General features: G+C 62.4%; 18 protein-coding genes and 1 pseudogene. 6 read left to right on the top strand and 13 right to left on the bottom strand.

What is annotated here, in order from left to right; all coding sequences use genetic code 11:
• Positions 1–128 precede the first annotated feature (128 nt).
• The 3 genes from NKL06_RS23935 to NKL06_RS23925 all read right to left on the bottom strand — a co-directional run bounded on the left by NKL06_RS23935 (position 129) and on the right by NKL06_RS23925 (position 3,663).
• Positions 129–1,166: a Cj0069 family protein gene (locus NKL06_RS23935; protein ID WP_031202368.1), complete on the bottom strand. Its 1,038-nt coding sequence runs from the start codon at positions 1,164–1,166 to the stop codon at positions 129–131.
• Positions 1,167–1,252: 86 nt separating this feature from the next.
• Positions 1,253–2,668 carry a chromate efflux transporter gene (chrA, locus tag NKL06_RS23930; RefSeq protein WP_031192963.1) on the bottom strand — a complete coding sequence of 472 codons (1,416 nt, stop codon included), beginning with the start codon at positions 2,666–2,668 and terminating at the stop codon, positions 1,253–1,255.
• 17 nt (positions 2,669–2,685) lie between these two features.
• Positions 2,686–3,663 (bottom strand): chromate resistance protein ChrB domain-containing protein, encoded by a 978-nt coding sequence (locus NKL06_RS23925; RefSeq protein ID WP_023669887.1) that lies wholly within the window; start codon positions 3,661–3,663, stop codon positions 2,686–2,688.
• 236 nt (positions 3,664–3,899) lie between these two features.
• Between NKL06_RS23925 and NKL06_RS23920 the strand changes: the two genes are divergently transcribed.
• The 3 genes from NKL06_RS23920 (at position 3,900) to NKL06_RS23910 (ending at position 5,675) form a co-directional block, all read left to right on the top strand.
• Positions 3,900–4,124, top strand: a complete 225-nt coding sequence (locus tag NKL06_RS23920; RefSeq protein ID WP_023814962.1) for a hypothetical protein — start codon at positions 3,900–3,902, stop codon at positions 4,122–4,124.
• Positions 4,125–4,233: 109 nt separating this feature from the next.
• The gene (locus NKL06_RS23915; protein WP_023669886.1) at positions 4,234–5,208 is read left to right on the top strand and encodes a Fe-Mn family superoxide dismutase; all 975 of its coding nucleotides are present in this window, start codon (positions 4,234–4,236) and stop codon (positions 5,206–5,208) included.
• Positions 5,205–5,675 (top strand): chromate resistance protein ChrB domain-containing protein, encoded by a 471-nt coding sequence (locus NKL06_RS23910; protein ID WP_023669885.1) that lies wholly within the window; start codon positions 5,205–5,207, stop codon positions 5,673–5,675. Before NKL06_RS23915 ends, NKL06_RS23910 begins: the two co-directional genes overlap by 4 nt.
• Before the next feature lie 34 nt (positions 5,676–5,709).
• Here the strand turns inward: NKL06_RS23910 and NKL06_RS23905 are convergent, their stop codons facing one another.
• From NKL06_RS23905 to NKL06_RS23865, 9 genes and pseudogenes are all read right to left on the bottom strand, one after another.
• Positions 5,710–6,693, bottom strand: a complete 984-nt coding sequence (locus tag NKL06_RS23905) for an ABC transporter ATP-binding protein (RefSeq protein WP_023686257.1) — start codon at positions 6,691–6,693, stop codon at positions 5,710–5,712.
• A complete protein-coding gene (locus NKL06_RS23900) occupies positions 6,686–7,696 on the bottom strand; it encodes an ABC transporter ATP-binding protein (RefSeq protein WP_023686258.1) in 1,011 nt (336 codons plus the stop codon). Before NKL06_RS23900 ends, NKL06_RS23905 begins: the two co-directional genes overlap by 8 nt.
• Entirely contained in the window at positions 7,693–8,604 is a 912-nt protein-coding gene (locus NKL06_RS23895) for an ABC transporter permease (protein WP_023669882.1), read from the bottom strand. The genes NKL06_RS23900 and NKL06_RS23895 overlap by 4 nt, the downstream gene beginning before the upstream one ends.
• A 4-nt stretch (positions 8,605–8,608) precedes the next feature.
• Positions 8,609–9,550, bottom strand: coding sequence for an ABC transporter permease (locus NKL06_RS23890; RefSeq protein WP_023686259.1), 942 nt, complete (start codon positions 9,548–9,550; stop codon positions 8,609–8,611).
• Between the two features lie 28 nt (positions 9,551–9,578).
• Positions 9,579–11,141 carry an ABC transporter substrate-binding protein gene (locus tag NKL06_RS23885; RefSeq protein WP_023686260.1) on the bottom strand — a complete coding sequence of 521 codons (1,563 nt, stop codon included), beginning with the start codon at positions 11,139–11,141 and terminating at the stop codon, positions 9,579–9,581.
• Between the two features lie 130 nt (positions 11,142–11,271).
• Positions 11,272–11,712 (bottom strand): annotated as a pseudogene (locus NKL06_RS23880) (YqaA family protein).
• Positions 11,713–11,721: 9 nt separating this feature from the next.
• The gene (locus NKL06_RS23875; RefSeq protein WP_023691678.1) at positions 11,722–13,044 is read right to left on the bottom strand and encodes an MFS transporter; all 1,323 of its coding nucleotides are present in this window, start codon (positions 13,042–13,044) and stop codon (positions 11,722–11,724) included.
• Between the two features lie 64 nt (positions 13,045–13,108).
• Positions 13,109–14,449 (bottom strand): cation diffusion facilitator family transporter, encoded by a 1,341-nt coding sequence (locus NKL06_RS23870; protein WP_023686263.1) that lies wholly within the window; start codon positions 14,447–14,449, stop codon positions 13,109–13,111.
• A gap of 8 nt (positions 14,450–14,457) precedes the next feature.
• Positions 14,458–14,739 (bottom strand): metal-sensing transcriptional repressor, encoded by a 282-nt coding sequence (locus NKL06_RS23865; RefSeq protein WP_023669876.1) that lies wholly within the window; start codon positions 14,737–14,739, stop codon positions 14,458–14,460.
• Positions 14,740–14,843: 104 nt separating this feature from the next.
• On the opposite strand from NKL06_RS23865, the gene NKL06_RS23860 reads away from it, so the two are divergent.
• Genes NKL06_RS23860 through NKL06_RS23850 form a run of 3 tightly spaced genes read left to right on the top strand, consistent with a single transcriptional unit; the run spans position 14,844 to position 16,698 of the window.
• Complete coding sequence (locus NKL06_RS23860; protein WP_156939128.1) at positions 14,844–15,233, top strand: hypothetical protein; 390 nt, start codon at positions 14,844–14,846, stop codon at positions 15,231–15,233.
• 48 nt (positions 15,234–15,281) lie between these two features.
• Entirely contained in the window at positions 15,282–16,016 is a 735-nt protein-coding gene (locus NKL06_RS23855) for a HupE/UreJ family protein (RefSeq protein WP_031202371.1), read from the top strand.
• 34 nt (positions 16,017–16,050) lie between these two features.
• The gene (locus NKL06_RS23850) at positions 16,051–16,698 is read left to right on the top strand and encodes a hypothetical protein (RefSeq protein ID WP_023691679.1); all 648 of its coding nucleotides are present in this window, start codon (positions 16,051–16,053) and stop codon (positions 16,696–16,698) included.
• 210 nt (positions 16,699–16,908) lie between these two features.
• Here NKL06_RS23850 and NKL06_RS23845 read toward each other — a convergent pair whose 3' ends face one another.
• Complete coding sequence (locus NKL06_RS23845) at positions 16,909–17,979, bottom strand: NAD/NADP octopine/nopaline dehydrogenase family protein (RefSeq protein ID WP_031202372.1); 1,071 nt, start codon at positions 17,977–17,979, stop codon at positions 16,909–16,911.
• Positions 17,980–18,047: the final 68 nt, after the last annotated feature.

The following is an 18,047-nucleotide window of genomic DNA, read 5'->3' as shown; positions in this document are numbered from 1 at the left end:
TCAAGCCACCGGCGACGAGAATTGGTCAGCCGAAACCGGAAACGGCAAGCAGGGGTCCGGCGACCATCGGACTGACCGCCGAACCGCGTTCGGCCAGAGCCCCACTCGGACCGCCAATCTTCGTCGATTCAAAATCGCATGGCAACGAGTCGAGCTATTTCGGCCGGCGCTTGATCGGGGATGGCAAAGACCGAGCTGACGTTGATCTCACAAAGCGCATACGTGTCTTCACCTGACACAGTCCGTGGTCCGTAGAGAAAATCGGCATCCCAAATGATCGGCAGCGACCTGGCATCGACGCCTAGCACAGCCATCATTTGCGGCGTCCACCCGGTTTCCATATTGGTCCGCAGCGACTGAAACGGTTCGGCCGTGGCGGGATGCATTATCCGCGGCCCTGGTTGCGCAGCCTCGGAATCTGGCCCTTCAGGAGGTGGTGGGATTAGGGCCTTGATGAACTGGTGGCCAAAGCCGACCACCTTGTCGGCGCCCATGTAACAGCGGATCATCCCGTCGGGTAAACGCGGTTGGAATGGCTGATCCACGATGCAGCCATCGGGTGTCAAATACACCTGGCAGCGCGCCATGAAATCCGGCAGTGCGAGTTCTTCCGGCATACTGCCGCGTCGCGCGTGCAGCACCCGAACCGCCGGCTCTCCGCCAGGAAGCGAACCGATCAGCTCGACCTTCCATACTCCCTGGCCGCCATTGCCGCGGTTCTGCTTCAGCACCCGTGGACCGGCCGTCCGAAGCCGCTCCGGAAACGCCTCGCGAAAAGCCTCGGCGGAGCCGTAGAGGTAAGTATCGGTTCCCCATCCGAGATGCTTCGTACGGTGCAGAACTTCCTTCACGCCCATTTTCAGGATCACGTCTGGATGTGCACTCACCCAGGGGCCGCGTGCCGCCACGTCGCGCAGCAGCGGGTCGAGCACCGCACGGGTTTTTCCCTCGTGCAAGGGATCGACCCAGACCAGCACGCCGTCCGTCGCCAGGAGCTGGGTCCGAACCTCCTCGGCAAACTCTTCGTCATAAACGGCGGGTTCGGCGTGAACACCGATCGCAGCGAGTTCCTCGAACACGCGATGAAACCGGTTGTTCTGCGGTGTCGCCGTGCGACGCGCCTCCCGGTCACCGCGCCAGACCACAGCCACTCGCCTCGTGCCCATTATACCTCGCCTCCTACTTGCTCGCCCATCAGGCAGCCCCGATACGAAATAGACTGCGATGCTCGCATCCGAGCAGAAAGATCGCCCTAGACCGAGCCCGCCGCGACGCCGAAAAGCACGCCCAGGATCGAACATGCCGCTAGCACCGGGATCACGCCGACCTTGAAGCGGAATACCGCCAGCATCGCACCGAGGGTCAGTACGAGAGACGGAATGTTGAGGGAACCGAGGACTGGCACGTCGAGCCTCATGCCCAGCAAGCCGATCTCATGCAAATCGCGAAACAGGACATGAAGCGCGAACCACACCGCGAGGTTCAGGATCACTCCAACCACCGCTGCCGTGATGGTCGACAGTGCGGCTGACAGGGCCTTGTTGCTGCGCATCGTCTCTATGTACGGCGCGCCGAGAAATATCCACAGGAAGCACGGGACGAAGGTCACCCACGTCGTCAGAAGGCCGCCGAGCGTTCCAGCGACCAACGCGTTAAGAACCCCCGGCTCCCGGAATGCTCCCATGAAACCAACGAATTGAGTGACCATGATCAGCGGACCCGGCGTCGTTTCGGCCATGCCGAGGCCATCCAGCATTTCTCCAGGCTTCAGCCAGCCATAGTGCTCGACTCCTTGCTGGGCGACATAGGCAAGCACCGCATAGGCCCCGCCGAACGTCACCACCGCCATCTTGGAAAAGAAGATGGCGATGTCGGTGAAGACATTGCCTTGCCCAAGAAACAGCAACAAGAAAAGGACCGGAACGAACCATAGCAGCAGAAACACCGCCGCAATCTTCAGCGACCATTCGATGGATGGCCGGGCATGCGCCGGCATCCCTTCGCCAAGCGCCGAGTCGACATCATCGACCTGCTTGCCACCAAGCTTGCCATGTCCATTGCCTGGCTGGAATGCGGCCCAACCCATCTTGCCCCCGACGTAGCCGATCACGGCCGCAACCAGGATGACCAGCGGGAACGGTGCATGGAAGAAGAACAGGGCGATGAAGGCTGCCGCAGCGAGGCCGACCATCACATTGTTCCTGAGCGCCCTCCTGCCGATCCGCAGGACCGCTTCGAGCACGATGGCCAGAACCGCCGCCTTCAGGCCGAAGAAGAGCGCCTGGATAGCGCCAACGTTGCCGAAGATGGCGTAGATCCAGCTCAGGACCATGATGGCGACCGCGCCTGGCAGCACGAACAGGATTCCCGCGACGAGGCCGCCTTTGGTCTTGTGCATGAGCCAGCCAATATAGATGGCCAATTGCTGCGCCTCCGGACCTGGCAGCAGCGTGCAGTAGTTGAGCGCATGCAGGAATCTCGTCTCGCCGATCCAGCGCTTTTCCTCAACGACGATCCGATGCATCATGGCGATCTGGCCGGCCGGGCCGCCGAAGCTGAGCATTGCAACGCGGGCCCATACTCGCATGGCGTCCGCAAACGAAATGTCATGGTCGTGGGTTTCGGCCAGAGATGGCGGCGTCGTGACGGACTGCTCCAGATTGGCCATAGTTTGAGTCCCTGCGGTCATCCGCGTTTCTTGCGGAAATACTGATAGAGGTTGTCGAAGACAGGAGCGCCCTGCGCGATCCGCTGTTCGTCGCTCTCGTTCGCCATGGCGATGCCTGCAATCAGACTGGCAATCCCAGTCGCCTCCTCGCGACCGAACTTGTTGTCCTTGAGGTCGATGTCATGGACGATCTCGGCGATGGCCTGGAGTGCCGGATCATTGATGCCGGCGCGGGTAAGCAGAACTTCGAAGCTGCAGCGATCGCCCTCATGGGTGATTTCGCCTTCGAACATGTCGAAGCGCAATTCCCCCTCCTTTGGCACGTATCCCTTGCCCGCTACGAAGCGGATGATCGCGTCAGCATCGATGAACCGGCGGATCAGCCAACTGCAGGCGATGCGGTCGACATGCACGTCCCGGCGCGTGACCCAGATTCGGCCCTTGAGCTCGCTCGGCTCGGCGGCCTTCTTCGGTTCCTTGGTCATGGCCTTGTCCTCTGTAAGCTGTGTTTCAAGTTCGGCGATCAGTCCCTCGATCGTGAGGCGACCGCTGGCACCAAAAAAGTCGATCATCACCACTTCAGTGAGCCGCTTGCGCAAGCGACCAAGTTGCGGACGCGCTTCTGCGTGTTTTTCCGATGTCGCGTCGGCCCCAATCGCTGCAGCCAGCTCGCGCGCTTCCCCAGCGATCTCCGCATAGTCGGCATCACGGGCCGCGTCGAACATCGCCCGCACCTGCGCGTCCGACAGACCGTCGACAAGGCGCGCCTCGCAAATCATGGCCTCGCCGCCGCCGGCGACGATCTCCTTCAGAAGCCATTCGAAATCCTCCTGCATCTCGGCATTGGCCGGCAGGGCGTAAACGGTGCTTTTGACTGCGACCGCGCCGATGCCTTGCAACCGTCGCCAGATCTTCACCCGGAAATAGGCGGGCTTGCTTGGCAGCTGATAAATCAGGAGCAGCCAGCGCTGCTCCTGCGATTGCCCCTCACTCATAAGTGAACCGTATCATGGACTGAATTAGATGCAACACTTGTATCATGGCTCATGCGCAAACCATACTAAATGGCCAAGATCCGCAGAGACACCATACTTCAATGCGGGGGAAGCTCATCGTCGGTTGTCGAAGCGCCCCAGCGCACTTCCGGGCGAAGAAAGAAAGCTCATGTGGCGCCCCTCGAACGTCGTCCGGCAGGAATGGAGGCCCCGGAAGTAATGGCGACGGCACCTTCGTGTACACAGTCACGGACAATCGCATCACACGCCTCGCCATCAAGGCTGGTGTCACCGAGAACGGTCGCGTCGAGGTGACGGCGGGCCTTTCGGAAGCGACATCGGTGGTGGCAACCACCCAAGGCGTGCCGCCCCTGAGGACTGCGGTTCAGCCGCAGATGGTTCGCTCCTCGTCCTTGGTGGAATACCCGGCGCAGCTGGGATCGATTCCCTCTCGCCCATAAGTGACCCGTATCAAACGCCTGAGCAAGATGCAACACTTGTATCATTTCTCGTTTGGGCATAACGTGCGCCTGCTCACGGATGGGCCGTGCCGCCGAGCGAGGAAATCCAATGCCGCACCAGATCATGCCGCTGCCGTTCAAGCCGCCCAGGCTCGTCGGACTGTCCGAACGCCTGCTGGCCAGCCATTATGAAAACAATTACGGCGGTGCGGTTCGCCGCCTCAACGCTATCGAACAGCGGCTCGATGAACTCGACTGGGGCGCAGCACCCGTCTTCGACATCAACGGGTTGAAGCGCGAAGAGCTGGTCGCGGCAAATTCGGCGATCCTGCACGAGATCTATTTCGATGGGCTCGGTGGTTCCGGCGATGCCGGAGGCGATCTTGCCGCAGCACTGGAGCGCGACTTCGGCAGCGTGGCGGCATGGCGCGCCAAGTTCATGGCTTGTGCTAAGGCGCAGGCCGGAGGCTCGGGATGGACGCTGCTGACCTGGTCGGAGCGCCGCGATCGGCTGACGATTCAATGGGCGGCGGATCACACCAATTGTCTCGCCGGCGGCATGCCGATCCTCGCGCTCGACATGTACGAACATGCCTACCACCTCGATTTTGGCGCCAAGGCTGGCGCCTATGTCGACGCGTTCATGAAGAACATCCATTGGGAGCGGGTTGCCGCCCGCCACCGGCGGGCTGTCGCGCAGCGCGATCCTTCAACAGGACCTGCATCGGACAATAAGGTTCCAACTGTTGCGCCAGAGGAACTGCGGGCCCGACTCGACCAGGGCGAAGATCTGGTCGTGCTCGACGTCTGCCTGGCCGACGATCTGGCAAAACGCAGCGATATGCTGCCGGGCGCCAAGCTCCGCGCTCCCGAGACCATTGCCGATTGGGCCGATGAACTGCCGAGGGACAGGCCTGTCATCGTCTATTGCGTGTACGGCTTCCAGGTCAGCGGCGACGCAGTCGCCGAACTGCGTCGCCGCGGCGTCGATGCAACGGCGCTCTCAGGCGGCATCGCCGCCTGGCACGCCATCGGCGCGCCAACCGTCCCTCTGGTGATGAGCGAAGAAAGGATTGCGTCATGAAATGGGTTACCCGTGAACGCCCGGTCATCGACCGCATCGCCTGCCCCTGGCTGATTGCACGCTTCATCGACAAGGAACCTGATTTCCTGTTCGCGGCACCTGATCAGGTGATCCGTGTTGCCCAGGAAGCGGGCGCGACACCCTACGACGTGCCCGGCGTCGAATTCACCCATGTCGGCGACGGTTGCAGCTTCGACACCTTCGTCTCGAAATTCGGCCTCGATCGCGACCCGGCGATCGTGACCATTGCCGCGATCGTGCGCGGCGCCGACACGGATCGGCACGATCTCACGCCACAGTCTGCAGGACTGCTCGCGATCTCCATGGGGCTGCGGGACGTGACGCCCGACGACCACGAGATCCTGAAGCACGGCTTCGTCATTTACGATGCGCTTTATGCCTGGGCCTCACGACGCAAGGCGGAGACCCATAGCTGGCCACCCGTCACGAAGCCGGCGGCGGCCTGAAGTAGCGGGCAACGAGGGCAGATCAAGTCGGCACTCAAATCACCGGCCGCCGCTCGCCGTCGGCAAGGTGGCAGGCCGCGACCCCGCCATGCGGCACCGAGCGCAACATCGGCTCCTCGGTCCGGCAGACATCGATCGCCACAGGACAGCGGGTGTTGAAGCGGCATCCCGGTGGCGGCGCGCTGGGGCTTGGAGGGTCGCCCGCGAGGATGATTCGGCGACGGCCGGCCTCGATACGAGGATCCGGCGAAGGAACCGCCGAAAGCAGTGCCTGGCTGTAGGGATGGGCCGGCTCGCGAAACAGCGGCCGCGTCACGCCGGCTTCCGCGATGCGGCCAAGATACATCACCGTCACGTTTGAGCAGACCTCGCGCACGATCGCCAGGTCATGCGCAACGATGACGATGGTAAGGCCAAGCTGTTTCTGCAATGATGTGAACAGGTTGACGATCTGCGCCCGGATCGAAACGTCAAGCGCGCTGAGCGGTTCGTCGCAAACCAGGATCGATGGCTTCAGCGCAAGCGCGCGAGCGATCGAAACGCGCTGGCGCTGGCCGCCGGAAAGCGAACGCGGCAGGCGGTCGAGCACGGTCGCTGGCAGCGCCACCAGATCCAGCAGCTCGCCGATACGGCGCCGGCGCTCGGCCGGAGATCCGAGGCGATGGATCTGCAGCGGCTCTTCCAGCGTCTGGTAGACGGTCTGGCGACGGCTCATCGAGCCCAGCGGATCCTGGAAGACGAACTGGACCTCGCGGCTGAACGATTTGCGGTCCGACTTCAGCCACTGGGCGCGATCCCGCCCCGAGATCAGCACCGTACCCTCAGTCTCCTTCTGCAGGCCGACGACGCTGCGAGCCAGCGTGGTCTTGCCACAACCGGATTCGCCAACGATGCCATGGAAGGCACCACGCGGAATGGTCAGGTCGATGCCGTCGACCGCCCGCACGGCGCCTGTGCCGGAGCGGTTGGCGAAATGGACCTTCAGGCCCTTAACCTCAATCGCCGCAATGTCAGCCATGGATTGCTATCCCTTCCCGCCTCAGCACCACCGGGCATCCCACCTTGTGCGGCGTCCCGCCCGTCGAGATCGTCTGGAGCGGCGGCCGATGCACGCGGCATTCGGGCTCAACCAGTTCGCAGCGGGCAGCGAAACGGCAGCCCGGCTCCAGCCTGATCTGGTTCGGCGGCAAACCTGGTATTTCCTTGGTCGCGGCGCGTTCGTCGGCGCGGAAATCCGGTACAGAGGCAAGCAGCCCGCGTGTATAGGGATGCGTCGGCCGCGTCAGCACATCCATCGCGATCCCCTCCTCCGCCACCTGCCCGGCATAGAGCACCATGACCCGGTCCGCGACCGAGGCGACGACGCCGATGTCGTGCGTGATCAGCACGACCGCGATGCCTTCCTCGCGCTGGATCTGGCGGATGAGCTCCAGGATCTGCGCCTGCACCGTGGCGTCGAGCGCAGTGGTCGGCTCGTCGGCGATCAGCACGCGCGGCCGGCTTGCCAGGGCCAGTGCGATCATGGCGCGCTGCAGCATGCCGCCAGACATTTCATGCGGATAGCGATCGTAGCGGTCTTCCGGGTCAGGGATGCCGGTGCGGGCGAGCAGCGAGACCGCTTCCTTGCGGGCATCCGCATACGAGAGATTGGCAAAGCGGCGCGCCTGGCGCGCCAGTTGCGGTCCGATCTTCAGCATCGGGTTCAGCGCGCTCATCGGGTCCTGGAAAATGACGCCGAAATAGCGGCCGCGAAGGTCAGACAAGCGCCTGGACTCCATTCCGACCAGTTCGCTCGCTTCGGCTCGGGCCGATCCCTTGATGTCGACGGTGACGCCCTCGGGCAGCAGGCCGAGCGGCCCAAGCGTCATGACGGTCTTGCCCGAACCGCTCTCGCCGACGACGGCGACTGTCTCGCCGGGACGGACGTTGAACGACACCCCATCGACCGCGCGCACGGAAACGGTCGTGGCGTAGAGATCAATGACCATGTTTTCTATGGAGTAGATCGGCTCGTCGCTCATGGCGCGGCTGTTCCCGTTTCGACGGCGTTCCGCTCCGCTTCCTCAACGGCGCGCGCCTTGCGACGCTTGCGCAGCAAACCGCCGCGCACCGGCCTCGGCACCTTTTGCAACGCGAAGGTCTCGCCCAGCAGATTGAAGCTGACCACCACCAAAGTGAGCGCAAGGCCCGGAAGGACGACAAGCCTCGGGTATTCCTCAATGTAGCTCATGCCGTCGACCAGCATCTGGCCCCATTCCGGCGCCGGCGGCGCGACGCCCAGGCCGAGGAAGCTCAGCGTCGCGATGGCCAGGACAAGGGCGCCAGCATCGGCGCTGGCATAGACCACGACGAGGGCCAGGACATGCGGCAGGATATGGCGCACAAAGATCCACAGATGGCTGGCGCCCATCACCCTTGCCGCTTCGATATAGGGCTGTTGCAATTCGGCGGTGACCACGGCGCGGCTCATGCGGGCATAGTTCGCCCACCACGCCAGCGTCAGCGCCGTGATCATCGACCAGTAGCCGGTGCCGAGAATGCCGATCAGCGCCAGCGCGATCACCAGGCTTGGCAGCGCCAGCGCGATGTCGATGAGGCTGATCAACACCAGCTCGACGCGCCCGCCGACATAACCGGCGAACGAACCGATGCTGACGCCGATGGCAAGTGCGGCCACCAGCACGATCACCATCGCCACCAGCGATATGCGGGCGCCGCCGATGATGCGGCTCAGAATATCGCGGCCGAGATAGTCGGTGCCCAGCCAGTGAGCCCAGCTCGGTCCCGCAAGCGTGACGTCGTAGTCTTGCGCGCCGGGATCGTAAGGCATGATCGAGGGACCGAGCACACCGACCGCGACAAAGAAGACGACTGGCAGCAGCACCAGCCAGGGCCAGTCCTTCATGCTCCTGAACAAGGACGTGTTCATCGGATCAAGCTCCTCTCGCCCTACGCATGCGCGGGTCGACAAACATGCAGATCACGTCAACCATCAGGTTGACGACAACGAAGAACACCACGAACAGCAACAGAACCGACTGCATGCCGACGAAGTCGCGGAAGCGGATTGCATCGATAAAGAAGGCGCCGACGCCGCGCAGCGCAAACACGGTTTCAACCACGATCGAACCGATGATCATCAGCGTGAACTGGGCGCCGAAGGTGGTCAGGAACGGGATGGCGATGTTGGGCAGAGCCTCGCGCATCAGCACCTGTGTCCTCGTGTAGCCCTTCGCGAAGCCCGTCGTGGCGAAGGGTCGCGACATGGCCTCCTGGAGGTTGACGCGGACGACGCGGCTCAGCACCGATGCCGGAAACAGGGCGATTGTCACCCACGGCAAGAGCCACGAGGTGAAGCCGCTGACGCCGAAGGTGGGCAGCCAGCCCAGCATCACCGAAAAGACGATGACCAGCAGCGCCGCCACGAAGAAGTTCGGCGTCGAGGCGCCGACCAGCGAGAAGGCGTGGAGGAACCAGTCCAACGCGCCACCATTGCTGACCGCACCGGCAACGCCGAGCGCCAGCGACAGGAAAAAGGCGAGAATGCCGCCGCCCGCAAGCAGCGCCGCCGTCATCGGGATTCTGGCGGCGAATTCCTGCGCGATCGGCTTGCCGGTGCGCAGCGAGACGCCGAGATCGCCTGTGATGGCGCTGAAAAGCCATCGGCCGTAGCGGACCGGCAGCGGATCATAGAGCCCGAGGTCCTCGCCGATCTTCTTGATCATTTCGGCATCCGCGCCCGGGCCTGCCGCACGCTCGGCCATGAGCGCGGCGACGTTGCCCGGCGCCGCGGCAACCAGGGTAAAGGTCAATGCCGATGCCGCCACGACAAGCAGACAGGCAAGCAACATCCTTCGCAGAATCGTGCGTCTCATCGGAACTCCCCCAGGAGGTTCGAGGCGTTCAGGCCTTCAGCGTGATCGCCTTGAACGGCAGGTCGTAGTCCGTCGCGGGAAGCGCGAAGTTCTCGACGCGAGGATTGTGCGCCCACAGCCGCTGGCTGACAACGAGCGGGCAGATCGCCCGGTTGTCGTGCAGCCAGTCGTAGAGCGCCTGCATCTTGGCTTCGCGTTCGTCGCCGCTCGCTTCGAGCGCGGCCTTGACCACGCCATCAAGCTCCGGGGAAACATAGATCTTGCCGTCCGGCCCGCTGTCGGCGGTGGATACGAACGCGTTGCCGAGCGTGCCGTGCGGATCATAGGGCGCGCCATAGGTGGTGAAGAAGGCAAGATCATATTCGAACGCCGGGCGACGGTCGTGCATGGTGGCGTTGTCGACTGACGAGACCTGAACCTGGAAGCCGACCTCGGACAGCTGACCCTGGATCATCTCGGCGATGCGGCGCGAACCCGGCAGCGATTCCTCCGATACGAGGAAATCGATCGCCAGCGGCGCGCTCTCCTTGCTCCAGGCGCCTCCGCTTTCGCTCCAACCGCCATCGGCAAGGATTTTCCTGGCCGCGGCGACGTCGCGTACCGGCACGTCATGCCGCTTGCCCGACGAAGGCACGTTGGCCGGGAAGAGATCCGCCGCCGGATCTGCGTAGCCTTCGAACAACACCTTGGCGATCGCGGCGCGGTCGACCGAGACATAGATGGCCTCGCGCACGGCCTTGTCGGCCATCATCTTGGCCTTCGGCGAATAACCGAGCAGCATGGTTGCGGTGCCGGCCTCGGCCACCACTTTCATACCGTCCTTTTCAAGCGCGCGGGCGCGGCGTGGCGACAGCGTCGCCACCCAGTCGCCGCCGATCACGTCGAGATCGCCGGAACGCAGGGCGTTGGCGCGGGCGAGTTCGTCGGGAACCACCTTCAGCTCCATGCGAGCAAACAGTGGCTTCTCGCCCCAGTATTTGTCGTTGCGCACCAGCACGGTGCCGGAGGAATCGTAGCTTTCGACGATCCACGGTCCGGTGCCGACCGGAGCGGTCTGCTTGCCGCCGGCGTCGACAGCCTTCGGCGACAGGAAGCGCACCGGACGCACGATGGTGAGCTCCAGCAAGGCGGCGGGCACCGGACGCTTCAGCTTGATCGTCAACTTGCTGGGTCCATCGGTGACGATGCTGTCGAATCCGTCGGACACACCGATCCATGAGAAATCCGCGACGCCCAGCCAGCGTTTGAGATTCCATTCGGCGGCGGTCGAATCGAAGGGTGTGCCGTCACTGAAGGCAACACCTTCGCGCAGGTCGAAGGCGATCGAAAGCTGGTCGTCGGCGACAGCCCACTTGGTGGCGAGCCCGGGCTCGAGCGCGCCGTCCTGGCCATAGTGTATGAGGGCGTCGAACACGACCGTGTAGGAACTCAGCGTGGAGACGTTTTGCAGCAGGTCGAGATCGCCGGTTTCGGCGGCAATGGCGACCTTCAACGTTTCATGCCCCTCCGAGTACGCGGCGCGCGGAAACGCGGCAATGAAGGCCAGGCCGGCTGTGGAGGCCAGGAAATTGCGGCGGTCGAGAGTCATCATGTTAGTTCCCCTTTTTGTTTGATTGGCAACGATCATGTGCACGCTTGCTAATTTGTATAGACATAAGACATAAAGTCGGAAAACCGTTTGAGAGTTTTACCCCAGCGACCCACTTGGTCGCGGTTGCGGCCTACAGCCAGTTCAGCACCGCCGCCGAGAGCGCGAGATAGCGGCCGGCTTTCGCCATCGTGACGATCGCAACGAAGCTCCAGAGCGGCTCGCGCAGAACACCGGCCATCATCGTCAGCGGATCGCCGATGACGGGAACCCAGCTCAGCAACAGGCTCCATCATCCGTAACGGCGGTAGCGCGCCGCGGCGCGATCGAGCGCAGTGGGCTTGACCGGAAACCATTTGCGGTCGCGAAAGCGGTCGATGCAGCGGCCGAGCAGCCAGTTGACAACCGAACCAAGCACGTTGCCGATCGTCGCGACCAGGATCAGCGCCGCCGGTGACTGGCTTCCGGTCAGCAGCAGGCCGGCCAGCACCGCCTCTGACTGCAGCGGCAGAATTGTCGCTGCGGCGAACGCGGTGAGGAACAGCGCGCCGAAGGCACCAACATCTCCCAGCATTGGGGCCGCTCAGCTCGCTTTCGGCCATTTTGGGTGCCTATCGTTAACGACATAACCATGCGCATGCTCGAAGCCTGCTTCGGTCCAGACGGCGTCCTCGAGGTGCGAATGCCCGTCAGACAGATCGTCATGGGCGTGGCTGAGAACGTCGGGATCGTGACGCGGCCACAACCACATCGCGGCAAAGAGTGCCGCGGCGCCAATGACGCCAAGCAGGATAAAGGTGAAGGGCAGGCCCATCGCCGCGCCGACGAGTCCGGCGATCGGATAGGTGATGAGCCAGCAGGCGTGCGAAAGCGCGAATTGCGCGGCAAACAATGCCGGCCGGTCGACGGGATCGGCCGAGCGCTTGATCAGCCGCCCAGACGGGGTCTGCGCCAGCGAATAGCCCAGCCCGAGCACGAACCAGAGCGGCAAGAGCAGCTGATAGCTGATGGCGAACGGCCCTGCGAACACGCCGGCAACCAGCAGGCCGGCGCCTGACAACATCGCAACCCGATCCGGGATGCTGTCCAGCAGCCGCGGCAGGACCAGCGCCGCGATCATCGAGCCGCCACCGAAGGTGGCAAGGGCAAGTGCCGTGTCGCTCTGGGAAAGGCCGAATTTTGCCTGAACCAGCACGACCGTGTTGACGATCACCATGGCACTGGCGGCGGCGACAGCGAGGTTGAGCGCCAGCAGGCCGCGCAATCTCGGCGTCGCCAGATAGATACGGATGCCGCGTGTGGTGCGCTCGTAAATGCCGCGCGGCTCAGAGGGTTTCGGGCTCGGCAGAACCACCGACACCACCAGCGCGGCCGACGCCAGGAAGCCGATGACCGTGCCTGCGAACAGGCTATGGAAGCTGATGACGGAAAGCAGTGCCGCCGCCAGTATCGGACTGACCACGCTCTCCAGATCGTAGGCAAGCCGCGACAGCGACAGCGCCCGCGTGTAGTCCTTCTCTTCGGGCAGCACGTCAGGGATCGAAGCCTGGAAGGTCGGGGTGAAGCCGGCTGACGCCGACTGCAGGATGAAGATGAGAAGATATATCTGCCAGACTTCGGTGACGAAGGGCAGGAATACGGCAACCCCTGCCCTGATGAGGTCGAGCGAAACCAGCATGGTACGGCGTGGTAGGCGCTCGGCGAACGCGGCGGAAACGGGCGCCACGCCGACATAGGCGATCATCTTGATGGCAAGCGCCGTGCCGAGCACCGCGCCGGCATCGGCGCCGGCAAGGTCATAGGCCAGCAGCCCGAGCGCCACGGTGGCAAGGCCAGTGCCAATCAGGGCGATGACCTGGGCCAGGAAAAGATGGCGATAAGTGCGATTGGCAAGGACTTGCAGCATATGTCTGTCTTCTTGGAGGAGCGATGGGTCGTTGATCCGTGGCGATTGAATGGCGGGCCTGATCTCAGTGATGGTGGCCTTCCGGCTCGACCATTTTGAACGGCAGCACCTGCTCGCGACCCTTCGCGGCCAAGACCAGCCTCGCCTGGAACTCATGCGGCTCAGCAGGAGCCACGGTGCTCTCAAGGCGATGATGGTTGTCGGCGACGGGTTCGAGGCGAAGCGTCTCCGGCCCGCCAGGCCTATCGATGATCACCGTTGCCATCAGATCGTCGGCATGCCGGTCGATGGTCAGCCGCATCCGCTCGCCAGCCGGCGTGTCGACGATTTCCAATGTCCCGGCAGCCAGATCGCAGTCGACCTTGAAGGGCTCCGGCGCATGATGACCATGTGAGTGAGAGGGTTCCGTGCCCGTCGCGGCAGACCCGGCCGAACTCTCCAGACGAACATTCGCTTCAGCCAACGCCGGCAAGTGGGCGAACAGTTCCTCCTTGAGGGCTTCGGTGACGCCCATCACGTCCTTGGCCGTCGCCGCGTCGGCGACACTGATGGCGACGTCGGCATGCAGGCGATGGCCGATCCAGCGCGCCTGCACGCTTTGGACACGTTCGATACCGGACACATGCTCGGCGGCATGATGGATTTCATCGACGATGCCGGGCTCGACACCGTCGAGCATGCGCGTGAGGACTGCCTTCGAAGACTGCCAGACGATCGCGAAGATGGCCACCGTGATCAAGAGCCCGATGATCGGATCGGCCAGCGGAAACCCCAGCCATACGCCGATAGCACCCAGCACAACCGCCAGACTGGTAAAGCCGTCGGTGCGCGCATGGTAGCCGTCGGCGATCAGCGCCGCGCTGTTGATCTCGCGGCCGACCCGGATACGGAACACTGCAACGGCCTCGTTGCCTAAGAAACCTATAATGCCGGCTATGGCGACCCAGCCAAGAAATGCGATCGGCTGCGGATTGATCAACCGGTCGATCGCCTCGTAGCCGGCAACGATGGCGCTGAACAAGATGATGAGGACAATCAGAATGCCGGCCAGATCTTCGACGCGGCCCAGCCCGTAGGTGAACGTCTTGCTCGGTTTGCGACGGGCCAGCATGAAGGCGACCCACAATGGGATGGCGGTGACCGCGTCGCCGACATTGTGGATCGTGTCGGCCAGCAGCGCCACGCTGCCGGAGAGGAACACGACCACCAACTGCAGCGCCGCCGTGATGGCCAGAACGACGAATGACCATTTGATCGCCCAGATGCCGCGCGTCGTCGTGGCGATCGTCGGGTCGATGACGCCATGCGTGTGGCCATGGCCGCCCTCGCCGTGATCATGTCCGTGGCCGCCCATGCCTTGCGTCATCGGGCCGAACCCGAACCAATCGCGCACTTTGTCCATCATGGCGCTTCTCACAGGTACTTGGTGATATCCTTGAACTCGTCGATCGAGCGGCGCTGCTCGAGCGCCAGCGGTCCGACGACGTCCTCAAGGCAGTGGTTGAGGTGGTCCTGGATCAGCGTCTTCTTGGCCTGGGCGATGGCCTTCTCCACGGCATGAAGTTGCTGGGCGATGTCGAGGCACGGTCGCCCGGCCTCGATCATCTCGACGATCCCGCGCAGATGGCCGTCGGCGCGCTTCAGCCGCTTGATGATGGCAGGATGGGTTTCGTGGACGTGGGGACGCTCATTCATGCCCTTGATGCTATCCCCCCAGAGAGGATATTCCAAGCCTCAAAGTGGCCTCGATTCTGGTGCATGCCACCATTCGTTAGGATTTTAGAGAATAATCGTTAAGCATGCCGAATTGGATCCCTAGCACAGCCTTTCGTCTCATCGTCGCGTGCGCGATGACTCTCGGCGTGCTGCTCTCCCCAGTGGGTAGTTCGGCCTCGCATAGCCCGATTGCGCTCGCTGCCGCCGAGGCAGCGCGTCACGCAGAGCTGACAGCACAGATCGAAAAACACGGCCACAGCCATGACGATGGCGAAGCCGATGAGCAGAGCTTTGGTCATACCCACGGCCACAATCCGGCCGACCACACCCATGAAACGGCGAGCACGCTTCCGGGCTTCGCGCAGCCAGCACCGCCGATAGGCCGGAGCTGGCTGGTTTACCCGCCTTCGTTTGCCGACCTCGAAATCCGTTTCCGGCTTGAGCGCCCTCCCAGGCAGATCGTCATCGCATGATCGCGGCCGCACGCGCGGCCATCCTCAACGACGACGATTGGAATTCTCATGCAAGGATCCTTCTACAAGGGTCCGCCACGCACGCCTTGCGCGCGCTGGCGGTTGGCCCTTCCTGTGCTCATTGCTCTCCTGACCCTCCCATTGCTTGGGGGGACTGCCCTCGCCCATGCCGTTGCCGAAGGCGACAAGGGCTATATCCAGGAGATCACGGGCATCAATCTGCTGCCCTTCATCTATCTCGGCGCCAAGCACATGGTGACGGGATACGACCACGTCCTGTTCCTGTTCGGCGTGATCTTCTTCCTCTACCGGATGAAGCACATTGGCATCTATGTGAGCCTGTTCGCGCTCGGCCATTCCACGACCATGCTGCTTGGCGTCTATTTCAACGTTGGCATCAACAGCTACATCATCGACGCGATCATCGGCCTGTCGGTCGTCTACAAGGCGCTCGACAATATGGGTGCCTTCCAGAGGTGGCTCGGCTTCCAGCCGAACACCAAGATCGCGACGCTGATCTTCGGCTTTTTCCACGGCTTCGGCCTGTCGACGAAGATCATCGAATACAACATCTCGCCCGACGGGCTCGTGCCCAACCTACTTGCCTTCAACGTCGGCGTTGAGGTCGGTCAGCTTCTCGCGCTCGCTGCTATCCTTATCGTCATGGGCTACTGGCGCCGGACCGACAGTTTCTGGCGCCACGCATACACCGCCAACACCATCATGATGACCGCCGGGTTTGTGCTGATCGGCTATCAGCTCACCGGCTGGGTCGTCTCCTGAACCTCCAAGTAAAGATCAAAAAAGGAATTCTCCCATGTACAACACAGACATCCCGACCCGCGCTGAACTGCCGACATCCATGCAGCTCCTCCGATCTACCCTCATCGCCATTGTCGCGGCAGCGGCCATCCTTGTGACCATCGTGCTGCCGGCCGAATACGCCATCGATCCCACCGGCGTTGGGCGAGCGCTCGAGCTCACCGAGATGGGCGAGATCAAGACACAACTCGCCGAAGAGGCCGAGCAAGACCGCCTTCGCGAATTGCAAAACGGCACGCCGACCGCAGTGCCAGGCCAAGATCAGCGGTCGAGTCTTCTGGAGCGCGTCTTCGCTGAACTGGTGATTGGTTCCGCCTCTGCCCAGGAACTGCGGACGGACGAAATGTCGGTCACCCTCAAGCCCGGCGAAGGAGCTGAGATCAAGCTCGTCATGGCCAAGGGCGCAAAGGCAAACTACTCTTGGACAGCCAATGGCGCGGCGGTGAACTTCGACACCCATGGTGACGGCGGCGGCGAAAGCATCTCATACGAGAAGGGACGCGGTGCTGCAGAGGACGAGGGCGTACTTGAGGCAGCCTTTGACGGCAATCACGGTTGGTTCTGGCGCAACCGCACCGGTGCCGACGTCACCGTGACGCTGAAGACGAATGGCGCGTACACCGACATCAAACGCATGATGTGATCGATACGGCACGTCTTATCCGGCGCCGTTTGGCGCCGGGGGAGATCAAGCAGGTGAAATAGCCAACTCGGACCAACACAGTTTGATAATATCCAACCTGTGTTGGTCCCCTTCGGATGTCGTTGGTTAGAATCAGCTCGCAATGATGTAACAGGAGCGTCGCGCTAGCTTCCCCAAAGCGTAATCACGCCGCATTGGCCGCGAGCGCGCTCAAAACCCCTTGCGGCAAAGGGCTTCAAGATCCGTCTTTGTCATTTTCTCGATGCCGAGCCCAGGAAGAATATCATTATCTCCCTTGAGATCCCGGCCATAAGCCGCCGACAATATGGAAATTCCGGATTCATGGAGAACCGCCGGATTTCCGCTGATCTTCCCCAGGACTGCGGTTGGTAACAGGCCGAACGGAACGTCCTCGAGAATATAGCGGCTCTCGATAGTCGTCGGGCCAAAGCCGCCACGACCTTGGCGATCCATCTCCAGGTTCATTTCCGAAACGGTGCTCATGGGGACGTGGAACGACAATGAAAAATGTTCCTGGACGGTACGAACCGCGATACCGAAATTGCCAGCTATGGCCAATCGTTCGGCATCCAGAGCCTCGATGAAGCGACCAACGGCAGGAGTGACATTTCCCCCCTGGCTCCATCGCTCGGCCTTCTCCATTCGTGTGAGATTGAGAAGGGCAATTCCCAGATGGTTCTGCGGATTGAGGTTGCTGAGCGCAATTGCCAGCAGACCATCGCGCTTGACGAAACGATCGCCGAACAAGGCCGTGCAAAGCTTGTACCCTTGATCGAGCGCATCGAAAGGCAGCGTCGCAACATCAAGCTTCTGGCGAATGGAAGTGACCTGGACTTCTGCTGGTCCGAGCTGGCGGCCGGTCAAGAGCGTTGTGCCCCAAACGACGATCGGCAACCTGACCTTGCGCTCGGCTAACCGCTTGGAGAGATACAGCGCGCCGAACGAACTGTGCGAACTGACGATGACAGGAATACCATCTGCCAGGTGAGGGACGGCGGCATCCATCACTATCTTGTGGCCGTAAGCGGGAAGCGCGATCACCACCACATCCGCGTGATCGATGGCATCTTTACAATCATTGGCAATACGCACCGGCACCGTCGCCTCGATATCCCCCGTCGCCTTCAATAATTCGCCAGTCGCCAACGTTCTGGTGCGGTCTCCCGACGGTGACCAAAGTGTTGGCGTATGTCCCGATTGTGCCAAATAGGCCGCAAGGCCATAGGCAATTGCTCCAGCGCCCAGAATACTCACGCGCATAACATTCCTCCTGTCGCCGGCTTTATGGTTCGAGAATCCTTGCCGTCCCCGCCTACAAGTTTTTTCAT

Origin of the sequence: Mesorhizobium sp. C268A (assembly GCF_040324475.1) — a bacterium.
In the GTDB taxonomy this organism is placed as follows: Bacteria; Pseudomonadota; Alphaproteobacteria; order Rhizobiales; family Rhizobiaceae; genus Mesorhizobium.
Note: the sequence above shows the minus strand (reverse complement) of the source record. Positions and strands in the feature narration are given on the sequence as shown.

Bases quoted from the DNA above. Each gene is read 5' to 3' on its own strand.
- NKL06_RS23935 (WP_031202368.1), bottom strand. From the start codon at position 1,166: ATGGGCACGAGGCGAGTGGCTGTGGTCTGGCGCGGTGACCGGGAGGCG.
- chrA (WP_031192963.1), bottom strand. From the start codon at position 2,668: ATGGCCAATCTGGAGCAGTCCGTCACGACGCCGCCATCTCTGGCCGAA.
- NKL06_RS23925 (WP_023669887.1), bottom strand. From the start codon at position 3,663: ATGAGTGAGGGGCAATCGCAGGAGCAGCGCTGGCTGCTCCTGATTTAT.
- NKL06_RS23915 (WP_023669886.1), top strand. From the start codon at position 4,234: ATGCCGCACCAGATCATGCCGCTGCCGTTCAAGCCGCCCAGGCTCGTC.
- NKL06_RS23910 (WP_023669885.1), top strand. From the start codon at position 5,205: ATGAAATGGGTTACCCGTGAACGCCCGGTCATCGACCGCATCGCCTGC.
- NKL06_RS23905 (WP_023686257.1), bottom strand. From the start codon at position 6,693: ATGGCTGACATTGCGGCGATTGAGGTTAAGGGCCTGAAGGTCCATTTC.
- NKL06_RS23900 (WP_023686258.1), bottom strand. From the start codon at position 7,696: ATGAGCGACGAGCCGATCTACTCCATAGAAAACATGGTCATTGATCTC.
- NKL06_RS23895 (WP_023669882.1), bottom strand. From the start codon at position 8,604: ATGAACACGTCCTTGTTCAGGAGCATGAAGGACTGGCCCTGGCTGGTG.
- NKL06_RS23890 (WP_023686259.1), bottom strand. From the start codon at position 9,550: ATGAGACGCACGATTCTGCGAAGGATGTTGCTTGCCTGTCTGCTTGTC.
- NKL06_RS23885 (WP_023686260.1), bottom strand. From the start codon at position 11,141: ATGATGACTCTCGACCGCCGCAATTTCCTGGCCTCCACAGCCGGCCTG.
- NKL06_RS23875 (WP_023691678.1), bottom strand. From the start codon at position 13,044: ATGCTGCAAGTCCTTGCCAATCGCACTTATCGCCATCTTTTCCTGGCC.
- NKL06_RS23870 (WP_023686263.1), bottom strand. From the start codon at position 14,449: ATGATGGACAAAGTGCGCGATTGGTTCGGGTTCGGCCCGATGACGCAA.
- NKL06_RS23865 (WP_023669876.1), bottom strand. From the start codon at position 14,739: ATGAATGAGCGTCCCCACGTCCACGAAACCCATCCTGCCATCATCAAG.
- NKL06_RS23860 (WP_156939128.1), top strand. From the start codon at position 14,844: ATGCCGAATTGGATCCCTAGCACAGCCTTTCGTCTCATCGTCGCGTGC.
- NKL06_RS23855 (WP_031202371.1), top strand. From the start codon at position 15,282: ATGCAAGGATCCTTCTACAAGGGTCCGCCACGCACGCCTTGCGCGCGC.
- NKL06_RS23850 (WP_023691679.1), top strand. From the start codon at position 16,051: ATGTACAACACAGACATCCCGACCCGCGCTGAACTGCCGACATCCATG.
- NKL06_RS23845 (WP_031202372.1), bottom strand. From the start codon at position 17,979: ATGCGCGTGAGTATTCTGGGCGCTGGAGCAATTGCCTATGGCCTTGCG.